The 21,406-nt window shown below is 50.7% G+C and carries 21 protein-coding genes; 12 read left to right on the forward strand and 9 right to left on the reverse strand.

Annotated features, from left to right (window positions below; translation table 11 throughout):
- Positions 1-43: 43 nt before the first annotated feature.
- The 4 genes from NT073_RS27000 to NT073_RS27015 all read left to right on the forward strand — a co-directional run bounded on the left by NT073_RS27000 (position 44) and on the right by NT073_RS27015 (position 5,166).
- Complete coding sequence (locus NT073_RS27000; RefSeq protein ID WP_297379981.1) at positions 44-1,612, forward strand: alpha-amylase family glycosyl hydrolase; 1,569 nt, start codon at positions 44-46, stop codon at positions 1,610-1,612.
- 128 nt (positions 1,613-1,740) lie between these two features.
- The gene (locus NT073_RS27005) at positions 1,741-2,667 is read left to right on the forward strand and encodes a M20/M25/M40 family metallo-hydrolase (RefSeq protein WP_297379984.1); all 927 of its coding nucleotides are present in this window, start codon (positions 1,741-1,743) and stop codon (positions 2,665-2,667) included.
- 13 nt (positions 2,668-2,680) lie between these two features.
- Entirely contained in the window at positions 2,681-4,105 is a 1,425-nt protein-coding gene (locus NT073_RS27010) for an arylsulfatase (RefSeq protein ID WP_297379987.1), read from the forward strand.
- Positions 4,106-4,242: 137 nt separating this feature from the next.
- Positions 4,243-5,166: an aspartate carbamoyltransferase catalytic subunit gene (locus NT073_RS27015; RefSeq protein WP_297379990.1), complete on the forward strand. Its 924-nt coding sequence runs from the start codon at positions 4,243-4,245 to the stop codon at positions 5,164-5,166.
- A gap of 37 nt (positions 5,167-5,203) precedes the next feature.
- Here the strand turns inward: NT073_RS27015 and NT073_RS27020 are convergent, their stop codons facing one another.
- On the reverse strand, positions 5,204-5,467 hold the full coding sequence (locus NT073_RS27020; RefSeq protein WP_297379992.1) for a hypothetical protein: 264 nt from the start codon (positions 5,465-5,467) through the stop codon (positions 5,204-5,206).
- 37 nt (positions 5,468-5,504) lie between these two features.
- Positions 5,505-5,954 carry a DUF2141 domain-containing protein gene (locus NT073_RS27025; protein ID WP_297379994.1) on the reverse strand — a complete coding sequence of 150 codons (450 nt, stop codon included), beginning with the start codon at positions 5,952-5,954 and terminating at the stop codon, positions 5,505-5,507.
- 90 nt (positions 5,955-6,044) lie between these two features.
- On the opposite strand from NT073_RS27025, the gene NT073_RS27030 reads away from it, so the two are divergent.
- From NT073_RS27030 to NT073_RS27050, 5 genes are all read left to right on the forward strand, one after another.
- Complete coding sequence (locus NT073_RS27030) at positions 6,045-6,302, forward strand: Uma2 family endonuclease (protein WP_297379997.1); 258 nt, start codon at positions 6,045-6,047, stop codon at positions 6,300-6,302.
- An 18-nt stretch (positions 6,303-6,320) separates the two neighbouring features.
- Positions 6,321-6,443, forward strand: coding sequence for a hypothetical protein (locus NT073_RS27035; protein ID WP_297380000.1), 123 nt, complete (start codon positions 6,321-6,323; stop codon positions 6,441-6,443).
- A 10-nt stretch (positions 6,444-6,453) separates the two neighbouring features.
- Positions 6,454-6,624, forward strand: a complete 171-nt coding sequence (locus NT073_RS27040) for a Uma2 family endonuclease (protein ID WP_297380003.1) — start codon at positions 6,454-6,456, stop codon at positions 6,622-6,624.
- A gap of 128 nt (positions 6,625-6,752) precedes the next feature.
- Complete coding sequence (locus NT073_RS27045) at positions 6,753-7,856, forward strand: VWA domain-containing protein (protein ID WP_012924956.1); 1,104 nt, start codon at positions 6,753-6,755, stop codon at positions 7,854-7,856.
- A 339-nt stretch (positions 7,857-8,195) separates the two neighbouring features.
- Positions 8,196-8,888, forward strand: coding sequence for a uracil-DNA glycosylase family protein (locus tag NT073_RS27050; RefSeq protein ID WP_297380012.1), 693 nt, complete (start codon positions 8,196-8,198; stop codon positions 8,886-8,888).
- Between the two features lie 83 nt (positions 8,889-8,971).
- Here NT073_RS27050 and NT073_RS27055 read toward each other — a convergent pair whose 3' ends face one another.
- The 6 genes from NT073_RS27055 to NT073_RS27080 all read right to left on the reverse strand — a co-directional run bounded on the left by NT073_RS27055 (position 8,972) and on the right by NT073_RS27080 (position 18,045).
- Positions 8,972-9,484, reverse strand: coding sequence for a lipocalin family protein (locus tag NT073_RS27055; RefSeq protein ID WP_297380015.1), 513 nt, complete (start codon positions 9,482-9,484; stop codon positions 8,972-8,974).
- A gap of 166 nt (positions 9,485-9,650) precedes the next feature.
- Complete coding sequence (locus tag NT073_RS27060; RefSeq protein ID WP_297380019.1) at positions 9,651-10,553, reverse strand: LysR substrate-binding domain-containing protein; 903 nt, start codon at positions 10,551-10,553, stop codon at positions 9,651-9,653.
- A gap of 175 nt (positions 10,554-10,728) precedes the next feature.
- Positions 10,729-13,653, reverse strand: a complete 2,925-nt coding sequence (locus NT073_RS27065; protein WP_297380023.1) for a PQQ-dependent sugar dehydrogenase — start codon at positions 13,651-13,653, stop codon at positions 10,729-10,731.
- Positions 13,654-13,665: 12 nt separating this feature from the next.
- The gene (locus NT073_RS27070; protein WP_297380025.1) at positions 13,666-14,625 is read right to left on the reverse strand and encodes a sugar phosphate isomerase/epimerase; all 960 of its coding nucleotides are present in this window, start codon (positions 14,623-14,625) and stop codon (positions 13,666-13,668) included.
- A gap of 150 nt (positions 14,626-14,775) precedes the next feature.
- Positions 14,776-15,375, reverse strand: a complete 600-nt coding sequence (locus tag NT073_RS27075; protein ID WP_297380028.1) for a YceI family protein — start codon at positions 15,373-15,375, stop codon at positions 14,776-14,778.
- A 69-nt stretch (positions 15,376-15,444) separates the two neighbouring features.
- Positions 15,445-18,045: an outer membrane beta-barrel protein gene (locus NT073_RS27080; RefSeq protein ID WP_297380030.1), complete on the reverse strand. Its 2,601-nt coding sequence runs from the start codon at positions 18,043-18,045 to the stop codon at positions 15,445-15,447.
- Positions 18,046-18,299: 254 nt separating this feature from the next.
- Between NT073_RS27080 and NT073_RS27085 the strand changes: the two genes are divergently transcribed.
- The 3 genes from NT073_RS27085 (at position 18,300) to NT073_RS27095 (ending at position 20,590) form a co-directional block, all read left to right on the forward strand.
- The gene (locus tag NT073_RS27085) at positions 18,300-19,367 is read left to right on the forward strand and encodes a histidine kinase (RefSeq protein WP_297380034.1); all 1,068 of its coding nucleotides are present in this window, start codon (positions 18,300-18,302) and stop codon (positions 19,365-19,367) included.
- Positions 19,364-20,128: a LytTR family DNA-binding domain-containing protein gene (locus NT073_RS27090; RefSeq protein ID WP_297380036.1), complete on the forward strand. Its 765-nt coding sequence runs from the start codon at positions 19,364-19,366 to the stop codon at positions 20,126-20,128. The genes NT073_RS27085 and NT073_RS27090 overlap by 4 nt, the downstream gene beginning before the upstream one ends.
- 141 nt (positions 20,129-20,269) lie before the next feature.
- Positions 20,270-20,590, forward strand: a complete 321-nt coding sequence (locus NT073_RS27095) for a heavy metal-binding domain-containing protein (protein WP_297380039.1) — start codon at positions 20,270-20,272, stop codon at positions 20,588-20,590.
- A 132-nt stretch (positions 20,591-20,722) separates the two neighbouring features.
- On the opposite strand, the gene NT073_RS27100 is transcribed toward NT073_RS27095, so the two are convergent.
- Positions 20,723-21,199: a DUF3347 domain-containing protein gene (locus NT073_RS27100; protein WP_297380041.1), complete on the reverse strand. Its 477-nt coding sequence runs from the start codon at positions 21,197-21,199 to the stop codon at positions 20,723-20,725.
- Positions 21,200-21,406 lie beyond the last annotated feature (207 nt).

The following is a 21,406-nucleotide window of genomic DNA, read 5'->3' on the forward strand; positions in this document are numbered from 1 at the left end:
AGTGATTTTCTCGGTTTGGTACTACGTAGCACTTTTCCATTGAATGCACTCTGATAGTACTAAAGAAACAAAAACGCAGGCCAGCACACAACCTAGCCATCTGCCTGTCAACCAGATACGTACGGGCGTTTCGGGTGTCCATTACGAAATTTTTGTCCGCTCCTTTGCCGACTCCAACGGCGACGGTATTGGGGATCTGAACGGTATAACCGGCAAACTTGATTATCTGAAAGACCTGGGTGTTTCGGCCATCTGGCTGATGCCCATCAGTCCATCGCCAACTTACCATAAATACGACGTTACCGACTATTACGGCATCGACCCCGAATATGGTACGCTTGACGATTTCAAACGACTTATCGCCAAAGCCCATCAGCGTGGTATTGCGGTCATTATTGACCTCGTTCTGCACCACACCAGTATCCGGCATCCGTGGTTTCAGGAAGCCGCCAAAGGCCCCAGCAACCCATACTGGAATTACTACAAATGGCTGCGTCCCGACGAGATTAAACGACGTAAACTAGCCACCCGCGACATTACGGCCGATTCGGGCGAGAAAAATCCATGGCATTCGGTAGCGGGAGCAACTTATCCGGAGAAATACTACGGGATGTTCTGGAGTGGCATGCCCGACCTTAATTTCGACTATCGGCCCCTTCGGGAAGAAGTGTTTGCCATTGCCCGGTACTGGCTCAATGAGATCGGAGTCGATGGTTTCCGGCTCGATGCTGCCCGGCATTTATACCGCGAAGCAGAAGAACCCAAAAATCATGAGTTCTGGCAGGAGTTCGGGCGGGTTGTGGAAGCCGCCAAACCCGGCGCGTATACCGTCGGCGAGGTCTGGACCCGACCGGAACATATTGCCCCGTATTTTCGGGGATTAAAAGCCAACTTCAACTTCGACCTGCAATTGATGATTGCTGAAATCGTTGGGCAGGAGAACGATACCGAGGATCTCGTCGAATACATGACGTATGTTCACAGTACATTCGCGACGGTCAACCCCGAGTTTATTGATGCGTTGCTGTTGTCGAACCACGACCAGAACCGCATTGGTAGTTTACTCAAAGGGAACCTTACTCACCTGAAAGTAGCGGCTAACCTGTTACTCACGCTTCCGGGTCTCCCCTATCTTTATTACGGTGAAGAAATTGGTATGCTGGGCATGAAACCCGACGAAACAATCCGTGAACCTTTTTTGTGGGACGTCCGGGCCAATGATGCCCAGCGCACCCGCTGGCGTCGGGGAAAATACAGCACCAGCCAAACTGTGCGGCCACTGGCCCAACAACAACTCGACCCGGACTCCCTGTTCAATCATTACAAACGATTGATTCACTTTCGAAATAGTCACCCTGTTCTGAATGACAACCTAAGCCGGCTAGTAGCAACGGGCATTCGCCAGAAAGGAATCATTGCTTTTAGCCGCCAGAAATCGAGTGGCGGCCCCTGTGTTCTGGTTGTTCATAACCTGACGAGTAAGCCTATTGAGGTCGTTTTCTCACCAAATGAAGACTGGTGCCGTTGTGTGATCTTTGACACAATTCCCGGCAGTTCGTTTACCGGCGACCGCGTAACCGTTCCCGGTTATGGGTGTGTGATCGTAGCGTAACGGCTTGTTATGACTGATCCAGAACAGGCCTTTCTGTTTTCAATCCGGCCGATAGCTACGTTACGGGATTGTATTTGGGCGTCTGCGTTCCCCAACTTATATTGTCCGATTGAGCATCTCTCCTTTATATGAAATCAGTTTTTTTATTGCTGTTATTACCCACTTTTCTCTTCGCTCAGACGCCCTCTGCCAAACGAATTACCCGACACATCAACAGGCTCGCGTCTGATAAAATGAAAGGACGAGGTACCGGAAGTCCCGAAAACGCAAAAGCCGCCGGGTACATTGCTTCTTACTTTCGGAAAGCCGATCTCACTCCGCTGGGCACAAACGGGTTTTATCAGCCCTTCACCGCTAGAGTAAAGCGGGTAGTTGTTCCCGACAGCCTGCGTGAAGCCGCCAATGTGTTAGGCTACCTCGATAACGGGGCTCCCTTTACTATTGTCATCGGTGCGCATTATGACCACCTGGGCCTTGGAAAACAGGGCAGTTCTCTGGATTCTCTGCCCCAGGGCAAAATTCACAACGGGGCCGATGATAATGCCTCCGGAGTAGCTGGGTTGCTCGAAATGGCGCATTATTTTTCAAAAAATGCAGTCAAAGAGCCGTATAACTTCCTCTTTATAGCCTTTGGTGCTGAGGAGCTGGGGCTACAGGGATCTCGTTATTTTCTCAATAATCCGACAATTCTAATAGCCAAACTAAACTTCATGGTGTGTATGGACATGATTGGACGATATAACCCCGACCGTGGTGTTGGCATCGGCGGCTTTGGTACCAGTGATACCTGGCCCACCGTCTTCAAAGGGGTTAAAAGTTCGATAAAATTCTTTACTGACCGGGCAGGTAACGGTGGCTCCGATAATGCGGCCTTTTATGCCAGACAGATTCCCGTTCTGTTCTTCCACACGGGGGGGCATCCGGACTACCATAAACCTACCGATGACCCGGAAAAAATTGATGCCACTGCCGAAGAGGCCATCTTAAAACTTGAAATCCAACTTATTGAAAACGCCATTCAGCAGCCCAAAATGGTGTTTACGCCCGTGAAATAATCTACACTTCATAATGACTAAATTTTTTGCAGGACTCTTACTCTTCGTTTTCAGCTGGGCTCAAGCGCAATCCCGACTACCGGCTCGTCCGAATATCATTTTTATCCTGGCCGATGACCTGGGCTACGGGGATGTTGGTATAAATGGACAAAACCTCATTAAAACACCCAATATTGACCGGCTGGCTGCCGAAGGTATACAGTTCAGGCAGTTTTATGCCGGCACTACGGTATGTGCCCCTTCCCGATCGGCCCTCATGACTGGGCAGCATACCGGCCATACCTACATCCGGGGAAACCGCGAAATCCAGCCGGAAGGGCAGCAACCCATTGCCGACTCCGTGCTGACGATGGCCGAAGTCCTGAAGAATGCCGGGTATGCAACAGCCGCTTTTGGCAAATGGGGACTTGGCCCCACAGGCTCCGAAGGAGACCCGCTCAAACAGGGATTTGACCGGTTTTATGGCTACAACTGTCAGGCATTGGCGCACCGGTATTACCCTAACCATTTATGGGACAATGACAAAAAAGTAGTACTCACCCAGAACAAGAACCTCGCCCAAACCAGCGAATTCGCGCCCGACCTGATTCAAAAACAAGCTCTGCGTTTTCTGGATAAGCGCGTCGGTGACAAGCCGTTTTTCCTGTTTCTGCCTTATGTGCTCCCTCATGCGGAACTCATTGCCCCCGATGACAGCCTGCTGGCCCATTACAAAGGAAAATTCACGGAAAAGGCCTATATAGGTGCCGATTATGGGCCTAATGCCAAGGTGAATGGCTATGCTTCCCAAGCCTATCCCCACGCAGCTTATGCCGCTCTCGTATCCCGACTCGATGTATACGTAGGTCAGGTGATGGCTAAACTCAAAGCGAAGGGGCTCGATAAAAATACACTGATTATTTTTTCCAGCGACAACGGGCCCCATGCCGAAGGAGGGGGTGACCCAACGTTTTTTAATAGTAATGGCGGATTTCGGGGTATCAAGCGGGATTTGTACGAAGGCGGCATTCGTGAACCCTTCGTTGCCCGATGGCCGGGGGTTATCAAGCCCAAAAGCCAAAGCGACTTTGTCGGTGCCTTCTGGGACCTTCTCCCCACCTTTGCCGAACTGGCCGGAGCGAAACTAGCGGCCCGAATCGACGGCATTTCCTTTGTGCCTGCACTGACCGGCAAAGGTATTCAGCGTAAACATGATTACCTCTACTGGGAATTTCATGAAGGTGGTGGCAAACAAGCCATCCGTCAAGGCGACTGGAAAGCGGTTCGATTGCAGGCCGCGGGTAATCCCAATGGCCCTATTGAACTATACGACCTCGCCAAAGACCCGTTCGAGAGCCATAATCTGGCGAGTAAATATCCCGACAAAGCCCGCTATCTGATCAAGCTGATGAATGAATCGCACGTGGAGTCCACTATTTTCCCCTTTGCGAAACGGTAATTAGCCGTACGTAATATCTGACTAAACAGCCAGAATTCGCCCGCCGGGAGCCATCATTCCACATCGAATCCGGCGAAGCCATTTTACTTTAACGGGTTCCGGTCTATCTTTGCCCAATTTATAGTTATACTGCTCTCATGGCCCAATCCCTTAGTGTCCGCCATTTGGTGGGTATCAAAGACCTGACCGAGTCTGACATTCAACTTATTCTGGACACGGCCAGTCAATTCAAAGAAGTCATCAATCGCCCCATCAAGAAGGTCCCTTCTCTACGTGATGTGACCATTGCCAACGTTTTTTTCGAAAATTCGACCCGCACCCGGCTCTCGTTTGAGTTGGCAGAAAAGCGTTTATCTGCTGATGTTGTTAACTTTTCGGCATCGGGCAGTTCGGTCAAAAAAGGGGAAACGCTGCTGGATACGGTCAACAACATTCTGGCCATGAAGGTCGATATGGTGGTGATGCGCCACAGTAGTCCCGGCGCTCCGCATTACCTGACAAAACATATCAAAGCCAATGTTGTCAACGCGGGCGACGGCACCCACGAACACCCCACCCAAGCCCTGCTCGACTCCTTCTCGATTCGTGAAAAACTGGGCGATGTGGCCGGTAAGCGAGTAGCCATCATTGGCGACATTACCCACTCCCGGGTGGCACTGTCCAACATTTTCTGCCTTCAGAAACAGGGGGCCGAAGTGATGGTTTGCGGCCCTAAAACGCTCATCCCAAAACATATCGACGCTCTTGGCGTAAAAGTGGGGCACGACGTTCGAGCGGCTTTAGCTTGGTGCGATGTGGCCAACGTTCTCCGCATTCAGTTGGAGCGTCAGCAGATCAAATACTTTCCGTCGCTGCGGGAGTACTCGCTGTATTTCGGCATTTCGAAACAAATGCTCGATGAACTGGACCGGCCCATTGTGCTCATGCACCCCGGCCCAATCAATCGGGGCGTCGAACTAACCTCCGACGCAGCCGATTCATCGCATTCCATCATTCTGGATCAGGTCGAAAACGGCGTAGCTGTTCGCATGGCTGTTCTCTACCTATTGGCGCAACTGTAGGGTTACCAGCCTAAATACCCTTCGGGCGTGACGCCTTTCAGCCGTAGATAGACCATACATTGTCGCCGATGGTGGATAATCTGGTTCTCCGTGGTGTACGCCAGTTTGGGATGCATCTACCCATGAAATCATCCTTTTCCAGCAGTTTAGCATCGGGTACCTCCCGAATAGTCTTTGGCACGAATGCGTACATGGTTCGTAGTACTTCCATTTGAAGGGTGTTGACAGTCGGGCTGGCGAGTGCAATGGCTGGTGCGAGGCCTGTGCCCAACAGGTTTTTGAGAAAAATGATCCGGTTCATGGTGGTCGTTCGTTTTACTTTTGGGCGATAAAGATGATTATTGCCCGATCAGGCGGATAACAATGGGCTTGGGCGCATTGAACTCGAAGGCCGATTGCTCAAACGAAGGAGGTCCCATCAACATGGTTACATTCGAAAAGCCGAATGGCTCCGTTGGCATCTGGTTCGTCTTGTCAAGTTTCTGGTTGTAGTTTAAATCATGAAATACTTTAACCGCATATCGTCCGGCGGGTAGCACATCGAACTTAACTTGAAAATCGCCCGTGGAGGGAATCTGTATGCGGGCCTTACGGTATGAGTTTCCGTTAAAATCAGCCGCGTCGTTAACGAGGCCAACATAGAGTAGACCTGTACGTTTGGTAACGTTTGTAAAATCAATAGTCAATTTGTATGTGGCCGAATCGCCGGGAGCGGCCAGCCGGTAGGCTGCAATCGTGTTGGTGAATAAACCGGTAAGCAGGGCGAACGTAAGCAGGAGCGTTTTCATGGCGTGGGGCCATCGGACGGTGCATTTGGGGGATTAACTGGCCACCTAAATGTATTTCCCGTTATATTTGATAAAACAGAATTGCCGCAAATGGAACAGGTACTTCGCACAATACGCCCTACCCGCTACCGGGAATTTGATGATGCCTTTTTCTTCGACCTGTGTCAGGCCAATGAAACCACGAAGTTGGAGCGCGACGCCAACAGAAACATTATTCTTATACCCCACACCGGATCAGAAACAGGACATTATAATGTCGATATTTCCGGCGAAATAGGCATTTGGAGCCGTCGAATGAAACTCAGCTATGTGTTCGATTCTTCCACCGGCTTCAAATTACCGAACTAAGCCGCGCGCTAACCCGATGTGGCCTTGGTCAGCCGTGAGCGGTGGGAGGCTATTCCCCAACCGGAACGCCAGGGCTTTGCGCCACTTTATCCAGACTTTTTGGTCGAGATTCGTTCCAAAAGCGATGATTTGGCCGAATAGAAAGCAAAAAATGGAAGAGTATCGGACTAACGGATATAAACCTGGCTGGCTCATCGACCGAGCAAATCGGCAGGTGTTCATTTACCGGAAAAACGGTTCCATTGAAAGCAAAGCAGGAACAAGCGTCCAGTTAAGCGGTGAGGACGTTTTACCGGACTTAACCCTGATAATTGAGTTATAAGCCAACCGAACAAATCCACGAAACGCGCTGTTCAAACAATACGTTGGCATCTTCCTTTTTATGAGCAACTGTGCTGCTAACGCCTACCAAAGCCGCAAGGTATTGCGGCTCTACAAACGACAATTCGTATGAAAGGCTTCCAATTTTCTGATTACATACCGCCCGAACAGAAGGAAGGCAGCAAATTTGATCAGTTGCTGAACATCTTTCAGCAGTTGCTGCTTCTTACCTCCGGCGACGTAGAACAAGCGATGGCCTGGATGAGCCAGCTTGACCGGCAATATGGCCTCACCGACGATAAATACGGCATCGGTAACTTCTTCGACGACCTGAAAGAAAAAGGCTATCTGACCGAAGAGAACCAGGAAGGCAAGATCGTTATGACGCCAAAAAGCGAACAAACGATTCGGCGAAGCGCACTGGAAGAAATTTTCGGAAAACTCAAACGCTCCAAGTCGGGCGGAAACCACAATACGCCTTATACCGGAACAGGCGACGAGCTGAGCAGCGACCTGCGCACGTACCAGTTTGGCGATACGCTGGAACAGATTTCCATGACCGAATCCATCAAAAACGCGCAGATTAACAGCGGAGTTGAAGAGTTCAGACTCATGGAGCGCGACCTGGAGGTGACGGAAAAGGAGCAGAAGACCCAAACGTCGACGGTGCTGATGATCGACATTAGCCACTCGATGATTCTGTATGGCGAAGACCGCATTACGCCTGCTAAAAAGGTTGCTCTTGCGCTGGTTGAACTCATCAAACAGAAATACCCTAAAGACACGCTCGATATTGTTGTATTCGGTAACGATGCCTGGCAGATTCAGGCAAAAGAGCTTCCTTATCTGGAAGTTGGTCCTTACCACACCAATACAGTAGCCGGACTTGAACTGTCTATGGACCTGCTGCGTCGGCGGAAGAACAAGAACAAGCAGATATTCATGATCACCGACGGCAAACCGACCTGTTTGAAAGAAGGGATCAAATACTACAAGAACTCATTCGGCCTCGACCGCAAAGTCGTTAGCAAAACTCTGACATTGGCTGCTCAATGCCGTCGGCTGGAGATTCCTATTACGACGTTCATGATTGCCTCTGACCCCTACCTCAAGCAGTTTGTGCAGGAGTTTACCAAAGTAAACAATGGCCGGGCTTATTATAGTGGATTGCAGGGATTGGGCAATATGATGTTCGAAGACTTCCAGCGCAACCGCCGGAAGAATATTAAATAAGAATCAAGGCTTAAGCTGAACTTACTAAAACAAGGTCGGGACTAGTATCCCGACTTTATTTTTAGCTCAAATAAAGTGAGTAACGGGAATAGATGGGGTAAAGCAGGTCTATTTAAGAATAAGTACCATTAAGCAAAAGAAGAGTAACCACAGAGGCACAAAGAGCATAGAGGCTATAACCCATTATAGCCTCCCCGGATAAACCTCTATGCCCTTTGTGCCTCTGTGGTTAATTTTTGGACCAACTGACCACTTAACGGGGATATAAGCCACATAAAGACTGAATATCAATCCATTGTTCACCTTAAACAGCTTTATTGATTAGGAGCTAACAAAACAATGACCACCTTCGCCGACAAAGCCATTGCGTATTATAACTCGCTGGTTGCTCCGACCAACCTGCCGCCCGATATAGGCGTCATGAATCCCTATCAGCAGCTGGACGTAAAGACGATTGTCAGCGAGTTTTACACTAGTTTTTTTTCGGATACCAGCCCGCGTGTGTTTATACTGGGCATTAATCCGGGGCGATTTGGGGCGGGCGTAACGGGCATTTCCTTTACCACACCCCAGAACCTGCGCCGGTATTGCGGCATCGACAACGACCTTCGGGATACACCCGAACTGTCGAGTCGGTTCATTTATCAGGTTGTCGATGCGTTTGGTGGTGCGAAGGCGTTTTATAGTCGCTTTTTCCTGACCTCTCTATTTCCGCTGGCGCTTACCAAAACCATACCGGGTAGCGGACCTAAAAACTACAACTTTTACGATGACCGGGCCACCACCGAAGCCCTTTGGCCGTCCATTACCGACACCGTTCGTACGCAACTGGAATTTGGCAGTAACAGACGGGTAGCCGTTTGTCTGGGCCGGAAAAACGAAACGTATTTACACAGGCTGAACGACCAACAGGGTTTCTTCGAGCGAATCGTCACCCTCGACCATCCACGCTATATTCTGCAATATAAAAGCAAAGCTATGCCAGCCTATCTGGAGAGCTACATTGCCACCCTGCATGAATGTGCTGAATGAACAAACCTGCGAAAAACTCGTGTTGATACGCGTCTTCCGCAGGCTTACGTTCGGGTGTGTTAGTGACTGGCGGACTATATAACTTATACTCGTTTGAATTCGACTATGGTGGTGTAGGTTTCCTCAATTCCATCGCCATCAATGTCATCCTTTTCCAGAATGCTCCAGGTCATTACGTTTCCATTTACGGTATAGTCGTACGTAGACGGGCCGTCTTCGCCGGTAATTGTCAGTTTATTTCCTGCTGTCTTCCAGGTAGCCTGTTTTCCGACAGGGTTGTATTCATCAGCCCCATTAGACTTACACTTTGGTGAATCGGTACCCGTTACGGTGCCATTGCCCTTAAGCGTGAAGGTTATATCGGTCAGACAGGCAACGACATCCTCACCGGCATACAGTTTCATCAGCGCCAGGTAATCCTGGGTTGTTTTGCCATCGGATAGCTTCATACCCGAAATTTTCCAGCTTCCTTCCACCGAGTTTGGTGTTACAGGATCTCCACCGTTGCTGTCATTGTTTTTGCAGCTGCCAAACCAAAGGGGCATTGTTACAACGAATACCCAGGCTAGTAAACGACTTACATACGTCATGTTCATTACAGTATTTGATTGAGTTTTATTTAGTTCTGCACAAATGTAGAGAGCCGGATAAACCTCGTCAGGGGCAGTCTGCCTGACCTGTCATTTAAACTGAATGAATTGACACAGTAAAGGGATGAAGCGGTTGTTGATCTATACCTGGAACCACATATTCAGCGTAAAGCTACTCGTCAAGTTGCATCTGCTGCCCAAGCGCAACAACCGCCGGCGACGAATTACTCGATAAATAAGCCACCACATGCTGGAGTTCCAGCTCCACATAAGGGCTGTTCTGTTGATTAACTAAGGGTATAGCGACCACACCCGCCAACTGACTCACATTAAAATGAGACGGGATCAGCGCCACTCCCTTGCCAAGCTGCACCAGTTCGGCCAGCAAATCGAGCGATGTTACTTCCTGCGCAATATGCCGCTGGTACCCCGCCTGTCGGCAAAGCCACTCAACCGATTCGAAAACCGGGTTGAGCGGGGCTGGTATTTCAACCCATGCCTCGTACTGTAACTGAGCCAGCGAAAGGCTGTCTAGCCTAGCCAGTGCATGATGCCGGGGCAGTAGTACGGATATAGAGCTTTTGGTGAATGGAATGGCAGATAGACTGGACGACTGCAACGGTAGAATTGTTAGTCCTAAATCGATCGTGTTGTCAATCAACGCCTGCTGCACCGCTAGAAACGAAGGCAATTCAACTAGTTTGACGGTCGCCTGAGGAACCCGCTCCGACAGCAGAGTCATCACATCGACAATACGGCTCCGAAGCAACGTCTTGAAAACGCCCATCCGAATAGGTTGCTGCAAACCTGCCCGCCGGGTAGCCTCAATGGCTTGCTGACTTAGCTGGAGGAGCTGACGAGCTTCTTTCAGGAGCACGCGGCCCGCATCGGTCAGTTCTACTTTCCGTTGGATGGTTCGTCGGCTCCGGACAAACAGTTCTACCCCCAGTTCATTTTCCAGCAGTTGTATTTGCTGGCTTAAGGCTGGCTGAGAAATAAAAAGCCGACCAGCGGCCCGCCTGTAATGCAACTCCTGCGCTACTTCAACGAAATAACGAAGCTGACGTAATTCCATATGTGCTGATAACGTATACTTATCGCAAAGTAAGCAAGTTCAACCGGCTACTAATGCATTAATACAGAGAACGCTTGTTACCATCGTAAGGGATGATCTAGCTTACTCGGCCAGCGCTGTAACAAAATTGGCTAGCTTGATGATCATGCTAGCCAATTCTTTCGTTACCAGACTATTACTTCGCTTTATTCATAAACTTTATACTTGATAGCGACATCAACGGCTGAATGGCCTTTGCCTGATCGTTTTTAAAGACAAAATATACGTCGTGAACACCCTCCGCATTTTTCAGCGTCAGGTACACAGGGGGCCGCGCAAAGGGGTTGGGCCGGGGTTTAGCGGGTTCGCCGGGAGTAGCAGGACTACCGGGTGTCGCTGCCGATCCATTTGCGCCACCGACGGGTGGTTTCGGTCCGGCTTCCAGCTGAGCCATCAGCTTTTCCATATCCACTTCCGGTGCCAGTTCGACAACCGTTTCGCCAGCGAGGGGGCCGGTGGGCGAGTCGAGGTGAACTTCAATTGTACCGCCCGAACTCCCTTCGCGTCTCTGTGCCGATGCCGTCAGTTCAAGCTGTTTGATGCCCGTTAAATCCAGTTTCCTGAAACCGATGTAGCTGTTTACGTACGGAATCACATTCTCTCCTTTGCCCATACCTTTGGCTTTTACCTCTGCACCACGAATAATAGCAGCGGTAGACGCGTCGAGTTGTGGGCTGCGCAGTACCAGTAGCTGCTCACTGGTTTGGGCCGGTACGGGCTTGCCGCCTTTAGCTTCTGCCTTGCCCCGGTCGGTGTAAGCCGCCCGAATCAATACGGACCCGTCGCCTTTGTCACCTTCCGGGATTTTCAGGGTATAGATCCCCTCCATGGGTAAGCTGCTGAGCGTTTTTTCGTTGATATGCAGAATGTAGTTCACCAGAATACCCGCATCGGCAACCGACATGGCCGGGTGACCAGGCATGGCCACATCGCCCCAAACGCCTACGCCACCCTGTCGGATTTTGCTGACCAGTCGTCCAGGCGCTCCGGCATCCCCTTTATATTTGGCAGCAACGGCAGTAAAGGCCGGACCTACCGACTTTGTGTCGATCTGGTGGCATACTTTACAATCGCTCTGGCTTATCAGGGCCTGTGCTACAGCATACTGAGTAGAGGCATCGACGCTCCGCTGCCCCTGCATTACCTCGGCATAATCAAAGCCTTGGGAGGTGTAGTCGATACTCATAGCCACCCGAGCCGGACTTATATGGCCCGGAGCAGCCGTTGATTTAGCCAGAGTACCATCTTCCTTGTCCGACACATTGACTGCATACTGAATGGGCTGATCGGGAAAAAAGAAGGTTTTATTTCCTGTCAGATTTACAGCAACAACCGGTGCTTCGTTTCCGGCAATGATGCGTACCGATTGGCTGTTAGCGGCACCATGTGCATCCGTGACCGTCAGTGTAGCGGTATAAACACCGGCTTTGTCGAAGGTAACGGTGGGATTAGCGGCCGTAAACACCTTTGGGGCAACACCCGGCGAGGTTACTTTCCACTGGTAGCTAAGTGCATCACCATCGTTATCCTTGCTCCCATCGGCAGACAACGTCAGTTGCAACGGAACAGTACCGCCCGGCTTACTCGCTGACGCCTGTACTATTGGCTTGCGGTTGCCGCTGTTGTATTCAATTCGAACCAGGCGGGCGTTGTCGCTTTTGCGGAACCAGTTGCTACCGTATTCGAGTACGTACAGGTCGCCGTCGGGGCCAAATTTCATGTCGATGGGTTCCACCGGATGATAGCCAGGCAGCACCCGCTCCATCGACTTGTAATTGCTCTCGGCATCCATGGAAACGGCCATGATCCAGCCTCGGGAAAAGTCGGTGATGAGCCATTTCCCTTCATAATACGCGGGCCAGGGCCGCTTGGCTCCTTTAAAGTCAGCCTGATGATACACCGGTCCGCCCGTTGCCGAACGCGACCCTGTACCCACCAGCGGGAACTCCTCCGAAACCGCGTATGGATAGTAAATGAACGACGGAGCCGTTGGCGGCAGATTCGTCAGTCCGGTATTGTTGGGCGAGTTATTAACCGGATTTTTCGGATCTTTTCTCTCCATAGGCTTCTTGTTGGCGTAGTCGTACACCGGAAAGGCCTGATCATTTCCCACGAACCACGGCCAGCCGAAGTTACCCGGCTTTCGGGCCTGGTTCATCTCATCGTATCCGCGCGGACCGATTTCAGAATCTTTCGTAGCATCGGGACCGATTTCACCCCAATACACATAGCCCGTCTTACTGTCAACAGAAATGCGCCAGGCGTTACGATGCCCCATGGAATAAATTTCGGGGCGGGTTTTGGCGGTTCCTTTTGGAAACAAGTTTCCTTCCGGAATGGAGTACGTTCCGTTGGCTTCGGGATGAATACGGAGGATTTTTCCCCGTAAGTCATTGGTATTGCCCGCATGGCCCTGATCATCCCAACTACTACGGTCGGGGCGTTCGTCGGTTTGGGCAGCCTGCTGGTTTCCGGTGTTGTTACCCACGGTGAGGTACAGATTACCCGCCCGGTCCCAGGTCATTCCGCCACCCGTATGGCAGCACACTTCACGCTGGGTAGTTACCTCCAACATTACCTTCTGCGAGTTCTCAACCAGTTTTTCGTTGCGGTACTCCCAGCGGGTCAGAATGTGTTTCTTCTCGGTTGGATGTGCGTAATAGAGGTACATCCAGTGATTCTGGTCAAAATTCGGGTCAAGCGACAAACCCAGAAGTCCTTCTTCCGCTTCCGATACACGCCCCTGCGCCGAGGTGTACTTCGTGTTTACCGGAATAGTCGCGACCAGATCAACCGTTTTGGTAACGGGGTCGTATTTTTTCAGCGCCCCTTTTCGCTCGATGATGAACGCTGTACCATCTTTAGCTACCTCAAACACCATTGGCTCATCGAGGTCCTCGGCCAGCACGACAGGTGTAAAACGGGTTTCGTCGGGCTTAGCCGGTCCATCCTGCATCACAAAAGAGGCTAGTCCCAGCAACAGACCTGCGTTGACGGACAGGTTGAACAGACCCGGCAAACGGGGGGTCCCTTTGCCGGTGTTAATTATCGTTTTTCTCATTGGAAGGGCTGGTTAAGCCAGTATCTTTTTCAGATTGGTAATGCTGGTCGTAATACTTTCGATACCCTGCGGAGCCATGTCTTGCTCCACAAAGAAGTATTTCAGACCCGCTGTTTTAGCCGCTGAAAACGCCTTTTTAAAATCGACCTTACCGTTGCCTACTTCGGTAATCGTTTTGTTGTCGTCTTTAATATCCTTGATGTGCCAGAGCGGGAACCGGCCGGGTTGTTCTTTAAACAAAGCCACGGGATCTTTCCCCGCTTTGGTAGCCCAGGCAAGGTCCAGTTCCATCTTTACCAATTCTTTATCCGTCTGCGACAGGATTAGCTCATAGGGTGTCTTACCACCTTCAACGGGGTCGAATTCGGTAGCGTGGTTGTGGTAGGCGAAACCGACTCCTGCTTTTTTGGCCGCTTCACCCGTCTTTTGAAATACCTCGATCGACTTGTTAATGTCATCAATGGTACCAACGGGTGTGCTGGAACAGACCAGATACGACAATCCACCCTCACCGGCCTCATCGATCAACTGCTGGTAGTTGTCGCGCAGGTTGAGCATGGGCGGCATCTTGGAGAAATCCATTGCCGGTCGTGCGGGTGCGGCCGGTGCTGCGGCTCCTGCGGGCGGTGTTGCCGCAGGCCGTGGGCGAAAGGGGGCACCCCCGGCATGGTGTGCCCGCCAGGTCATACCCAGATCACTAACCAGTTTTCGAAAGTCTTTGGCCGAATAGCCGTAATAGCCTCCACGCGTATTAAAGGCCGATTCTATTTCGTTGTACCCCGCAGCCGCTACTTTTTCCAGGGTTCCCTTCGGGTCTTCATTCATTGCCTGGAAGAGGGTAAATAGCTGGATACCGATGGGATACTTAGGGGCTACCGCAAAGAGGTAATCTGCCTTCGTCAGCGTTGGCAGCACGAGGCCGCTCAGGGTTAGCGCACCGGCATCACGTAAAAAATTCCGTCTTGTTATCATAAAATCAAGCAATAAAGAAAGAGAACTAGTTGGTTTAGTAAAAAAAGGCTTCTGTTAATCAATAAGTTAAGGCGTTGCCCCAACGGGTACCCGTTGGGGCAACGCCTTAACTGGATAGACGAATTTTGTTCACGCAATTAACTCGTCGAATTACTTCTTTTCTGCAATGGCGGCATCTTGTTTGGTAAACTCCCCGTTCACTTTGAGTTCAATTTCGTCGCTCACGACTACGATCGGAATCGTACCTATGCCGAAATCAGACCGTTTGATGGTGCCGCTCGCTTTAAAACCAGCTTTTTCCTGCTCTTTACCACCCATGCCTTTCATGGCAACAGGGCCAACCATAGTCACATTGAGCGTTACGGGTTTTGTAACGCCGTGCATAGTCAGATCCCCCATCAGTTTGTACTGCTTTCCTTCCACTTTTTTGAACGACGTGCTCTTGAATGACAGGGCTGGAAATTTGGCGGCATCAAAGAAGTCGGGGCTTTTGAGGTGACCATCCCGGCGCTCGTTGTCGGTATTGATGCTGTTTACATCGGCCGTTAATTCGAACGTGGCATCCGACAAATCGGCTTTTGCCGAGGAAATTTTTGCATCGAACGATTTGAAATTACCGTCAACATCCGACAGCAAATTGTGCGTAAGCGTAAAGCCTACCCGAGAGTGTGATTTATCCACCGCCCAGGTTTGCGCGTAAGCAGTTGACAGACTAAGCAGGGCAGCGATGGAGAATACAAGTGTTTTCATGTGTGTTTGAATTGGTTTGATAATAATTAACTGAACAGAGTAAAGTCTATGGTATTCGAACAAGTAACCTTATCGGGGTCGACCGCCCGCCGGGGCCGCTGCGGGAGCTGCCTGTGGCTGACCACCACCGTCGCCTTCACCTTTTACGTCGTCATTACTAACCGAACGGCCCTTTTTGCGGGGTGCTTCAAAGGTCATTTTGCCGATTCGGTACGAGAACGTCACTTTTACGTTTGAGTTGTACAGGTTAGTAACACTCACCGACGACAGCGTTGGCGTGTTCAGCGTAGTGCGCATCGTTACGCCACCCGCGAAGTTCTCGGCAGCTAGTCCGATGCTGCCCCGTTTGTTTGCCACATCTTTCCGAATGCCCACTGAGTACATATAAAAGCTGCCCATAGTGCCCTGCAACTGGGGGCTTGGTCCCCGGAAAAAGCTGAACACCTGCGCGCTCCACCCTTTGTCGAGCTGAAGCTGGCTCATCAGCCGCCCGCCAAGGCTCACACCCGTATTGCTGATCGTGATCGACTTCCCGTCGGCACCCGGCGTCAGGCCCTGCATGTACACATAGTACGCATCAATACCGCCGTTGACCGTCCATTTAGGTGTGATGCTAGTATTGAAAAAGATGTTGGTACCAACGGTGCGCTGTACGCCAATATTTTGAAACGTCGTGATGATCGCCCCGGCCAGCGTATCGGATGGTATCCGGATTTGGGAGATACCGTTGTTGGTCAGCCGCCCGAATACGGAGGCATTGATGTACGTTTTCTTGACGGTCGAACTCAGACTAAGCTCAACGTTGTCGGTTAGTTCGGGGCTCAGGTTTGGGTTACCCACCATAATCATCTGTGGGTTGGCCGTATTTACGTTTGGGTTCAGTTGTTGCAAACCTGGCCGTTGAATCCGGCGGTTATAAGCGGCTTTTACGGTCGTTCCCCCTTTCAGACTTTTCGAAACATTGATGCTGGGCACCAGATTGCTGTAACTGGGAATATTCAGGTTTGTATTTTCGTTTGCTTTTGCTGTAATACCCGTGTGTTCGTAGCGGGTACCCACTTTGAATGTGTATTTGCTGGGCGTTACGTAAGTGTAAGAAATGTACCCCGCGCCGATGTTCTGGTTGTAGAGCAATGAACCGGATGGATTTGTCGGGTCGAAAACCAGCTCACCCGTACTGCCGCCAAGCTGGTACTGAAACCGGCTATCAACCTGCCGCATAATAGCCTTGCCCCCAAATTCCAGCAATTGGTTTTTGCGGATGGGCGTCTGGTAATCGGTCTGGATCGTAAACTCCTGGTTGGTGTTGTTGTTGAGGTTGCGCTGGCGGCTGGTCAGCTCGCCCGTTTGGCCAAGAATATCGGCGTAGAAGTTATTAGTCAACCCTGTGCGGCTGTACTGAGTGGAGATAGACCATTCCTGCTGAGGCTTGAACGTCCGGATATAATCCAGGTTCATATCCACCGAGTTGGACAGATCTTTCCGGTCTACATCGCGATTCGACATATTGCGCAGTACTTCGTTGGCGTAAGTATTGGTCAACTGGGTTTGCTGCTGAATGAAATTTCGGGTACCAAACCGAACGTTAGCCGATAACGACTGATTTTTAGCCAGATCGTAGTCCATACCCAGCGTATATTGCCCGAATATCGGCTTGTCGAAAGCGGTACCCTGCTGGCTCGTCCGCAATGTCTGTCCGCCAACCTGCGTGGTTTGATCTAGGGTAGACGAAGCGCCATTGTACCCGGCGCGGCCGAAACCGCCCAGGGTCAGGCCCAGTTTACCCTGGCGGTACGAACCGTTCAGCCCCAGATTCGATGCGCGAAGCCCTGCTCCGGCATCAACATTCAGCGTCAGCCCATGCAGGGTATTCTTTTTAGTGACGATGTTAATAATACCGGCGGCTCCTTCGGCATCGTATTTGGCCGATGGGCTCGTGATCACCTCTACCGATTTAATCATGTCGGCGGGGAGTTGCTTAAGTGCATCGGCCACGTTGGCGGCCACAATGGTCGATGGTTTGTTGTTGATCAGTACCCGGATATTCTGGCTGCCCCGCAAACTAACGTTTCCGTCCAGATCGACCGACAGCATGGGTACCCGCTTCAGCACATCCGAGGCATCGCCCCCTTTGGCGGTTATGTCTTTATCGGCATTGAACACCAGCCGGTCAACTTTTTCTTCGATGAGTGCCGCCTGCCCCGTTACCACAACTTCGCCCAGCGTACGCACATCGGCCGGGAGTTTTACAGAGCCCAGGTTGATGTCTGTGCCTTTTACAACGGTGACCTTCTGCGAGTCGCGGGTTTTGTAGCCAATAAACGAATACTGAAGCCGGTAATCGCCCGGTGCCAGTTTAGTCAATGAAAACTGTCCTTTGGCATCCGATGTCGTTCCATCGATGGGCTTGTTGGTAGCAACATTTATGAGTGCAACGGTGGCAAACTCAACGGGTTTGCCCGAAGTCGAATCGACCAGTATCCCGGCTATCTTCCCATTTCCTTTAGGCGTTTCTTCGGCCGCACCCGTAAATTCTTTTTTACGGCGCGTATCCTGCCCGCCGAAGCTACCAGGGCCACCACCCGGAGGGCCAAACTGTGCATAGATGACACTGGGTTCAAGCAGAGTCGTTAACGTTCCTAAGAGCAGAAGGAGGAAATATCTTTTCATTGTCAGTTGTATCACGAATTAACTGACCAAAACAACATCTATTCTGTGAGCCGTAAAAACGCAATAGACCGTTAGGGTATAAACGTCGACAGAGACCCGGTTTTAACCGATAGAATCGAATCACCCGATGCGACCTCCCGGAATGGCCGATCTATCGACTGAAAGACCGACCCTATCGGTGAATTCAGGTCAACCAGCGATTGACCGATGGGAAAATTAGAATTTGACGTAAACTTGCAGCTTCTCAAGCGATTATGGCTGCTACCCTGTTTTCACGCCGGTATGTTCCGCTCCTCAGTCATGTATTAGGCTGGGGATTGCTGGGCTATCTGCTTTTTTTCTCCCAGTCTTTTGGTTCAGAAATTCGACTTCCTGACTTGTTCTGGGTTCGGCAGGGCATTTTCTTCTGTCTTATGGTGGGCATGTTCTATCTGAATTCGCAGGTACTGGTTCCCCGGCTGCTGCTGCAGGACCAGCCGAGCCGCTACACGATGACGCTCATGGGTGTTATCATTGGCATACTGCTCATTTTGTGGGCGGTCGAGAGTTGGTTCAACCTGCCGATTTTGGTGCACAGGGCGTTTCATCCCGATGGCAAGGGGCACCCCAAAACCTACGGATGGATTCAGCCAAATATGTTCACGATTTTACTAATGCTGGGCATGAGTACCAGCCTATCACTGCTCCAAAAATGGCAGGCCGATGCTAACCTGAGGCTGGCGCTGGAACAGGCTAAAACAACCTCCGAACTGTCTTTTCTGAAGGCGCAGATCAATCCGCACTTCTTCTTCAATACGCTGAACAACATCTATGCCCTCACCCTGCTCGATGTGGAAACGGCTCGCGAAGCCTTACACCGGCTTTCGCGTATGATGCGATACGTGCTGTATGATACCCAAACCGGTACAACTCTGCTGAGTAAAGAACTCGCCTTCGTTAGCGACTACATCCAGCTCATGCAGCTTCGGCTGACGGATAAGGTAACCGTTACGCTTACCCCTCCCAGCCCGCTGAACGACCGGCCCATTGCGCCCATGCTCTTGCTCCCTTTTGTGGAAAACGCGTTTAAGCATGGCGTCAGCGCCCTGCATTCTAGCCAGATCCATATTGCCATTCAGCAACAGCAGAATCAGCTGCTACTCGATGTTCGCAATACCCTGTTTCTGGACAAATCACCCTCGCTCGAAACGGGCAACGGCATTGGCCTGACCAACACCCGCCGACGGCTCGACCTGCTTTATCCAGGCCGTTATGCGTTACAAATCAACGAACAGACACCCTCCGGCGAATATCAGGTTCAACTAACCCTCGACCTATCATGACTCTTTCCTGCATTGCCGTTGATGATGAGCCGCTGGCGTTGGGCCTTGTTTGTGCTTTCATTGAAAAAACGCCTTTTCTCCAGTTGGCCGGTCGCTACAGTAGCGCTGTCGAAGCCTTAGAGGGGTTACTATCCGGCCCTCCTGTGAATGTAGTTTTTCTGGATATCCAAATGCCGGACCTGACCGGCCTAGAACTGGCCCGCGTTCTGGAGCGGAGTAACCGGGGCGCACACACGACACGGATTGTCTTTACCACCGCTTTCGATCAGTTTGCGCTGGATGGCTTTCGGGTCGATGCGCTGGACTATTTGCTGAAGCCGTTCAACTACGAAGAGTTTTTACGGGCAGCGAGTAAAGCCCGGCAGTATTTTGATCTGGTTCAGCGGACGGAACCAACCCCGGCAGCTCAGGCTCTGGCTGCTCCCAGCGAAATGGCCGACGATCACCTCTTTCTGAAAGTCGAGTATCAGTTGGTTCGCATTGCCTACAACGACATTCTATACATTGAAGGACTGAAAGATTACGTGAAAGTATATCGGCAAAGTGAGCCGGATAAGCCTTTGTTATCACTGACGAGTTTGAAGGGTCTGGAAGAAAAATTGCCAGCCAATCAGTTCATGCGGGTTCACCGGTCGTTTATTATCTCTCTGCAACGGATCAGTGCGTTTACCCGAAACTCCGTCCAGATCGGTTCGGTGGTCATACCGGTCAGTGATCAGTACAAAGATGTTTTTGGCCAGTTCATCGGACGATGGCTTTAAGGAAAACTGACTCCGCGGTCCTGCCTGACAGTGGTTTTATGATACTCTCGACAAGTTGTATAGGGCAAAAATTGGGTAGAATGTTCGTTCAACCAAACTACTGCCTAACTTTAGCACCTGATAACTTTAGCACGTCGTCCCATGCTCGTAACTACTACCTCCAACATTGAGGGAAAAACTATTACAAAATACGTAGGTCTGGTTAATGGAGAGGCCATTATTGGAGCCAACCTTGTCCGGGATTTTTTCACCAGTATTAAGGATGTCGTAGGTGGTCATTCAGGCGCTTACGTACAGGCATTGCGCGAAGCGAAAAGCATTGCGCTTAAAGAAATGATCGATCAGGCGACCCGGCTGGGTGCTACCGCCGTGATCGGCGTCGACCTGGACTACCAGACCATTGGCGGCAACGGTTCCATGCTGATGGTTAGCGCCAACGGCACCGCCGTTGTTGTCGAATAAATCATTGGACATAGCAATCATGAAAGGCCATTCGGCCTTTTTTGTGCCCTGGCACAGCCGTTTGCAGCTTTAACCGACACGGCATAAGTACCTCAAAATGAATGGTTAAGCTACCTCCGAGGTGTTATAACATTAAATTTCTTCTTTTACTGACCCACACTTCAGCATCTTATCGCCGTAATATGGATTTCGTACCTCGCGCTTGTCGCTAAGCCAAAAGGCACCCTTCCCTTCAGCGGCCATCGGGCAGTACTGCACGTACGTTTTAGCTGGTTTAGTCGCTTTAGCCAGCGCAATCATACTGGTCGAAAGGGCTTCAAATTGCGTTCTTTGTGCGTCAACGTTATTCGTCCGACTAATGGTAGCCGCCCTGGCTTTCGCTGTAGCAAGGTTTTTTTTATCAATCGCCGACAGCCTGGCTGCGTCGACCTTACCCAGAGCAGTAACCAAAGCAGTTGCTCCCGATTTGGCTTTAGGGGCATCAGTAGCCACCAGAGCATCTTTAACACTGTAGTAGGCACTCAGCGCCGGAGCGGTGGTTTGCGCCGAAGCGGCCAGGGAAAAGAGTAATAAGCCGACCGCGGCAAACGTAAAGCGAATTGTTTTCATGAATTTATCGAATTGTCTGGATGAAACAGCAGTAATGAACAGCCATATCAATTGGCTTAAAGTGACCAGACAAAAAGCCACCAGCCTAAATAGTCCTGTTCAATAAAGCGGGTGGTTGTTCGTCTGCACTCTGGACATACGTTTACAGGCACAAAGGTATAAGCTTTGCCAGGAAATTAATTTATAGGATTCGCACAGGTAACTATA

Source organism: Spirosoma sp. (genome assembly GCF_026391055.1).
In the GTDB taxonomy this organism is placed as follows: Bacteria; Bacteroidota; Bacteroidia; order Cytophagales; family Spirosomataceae; genus Spirosoma.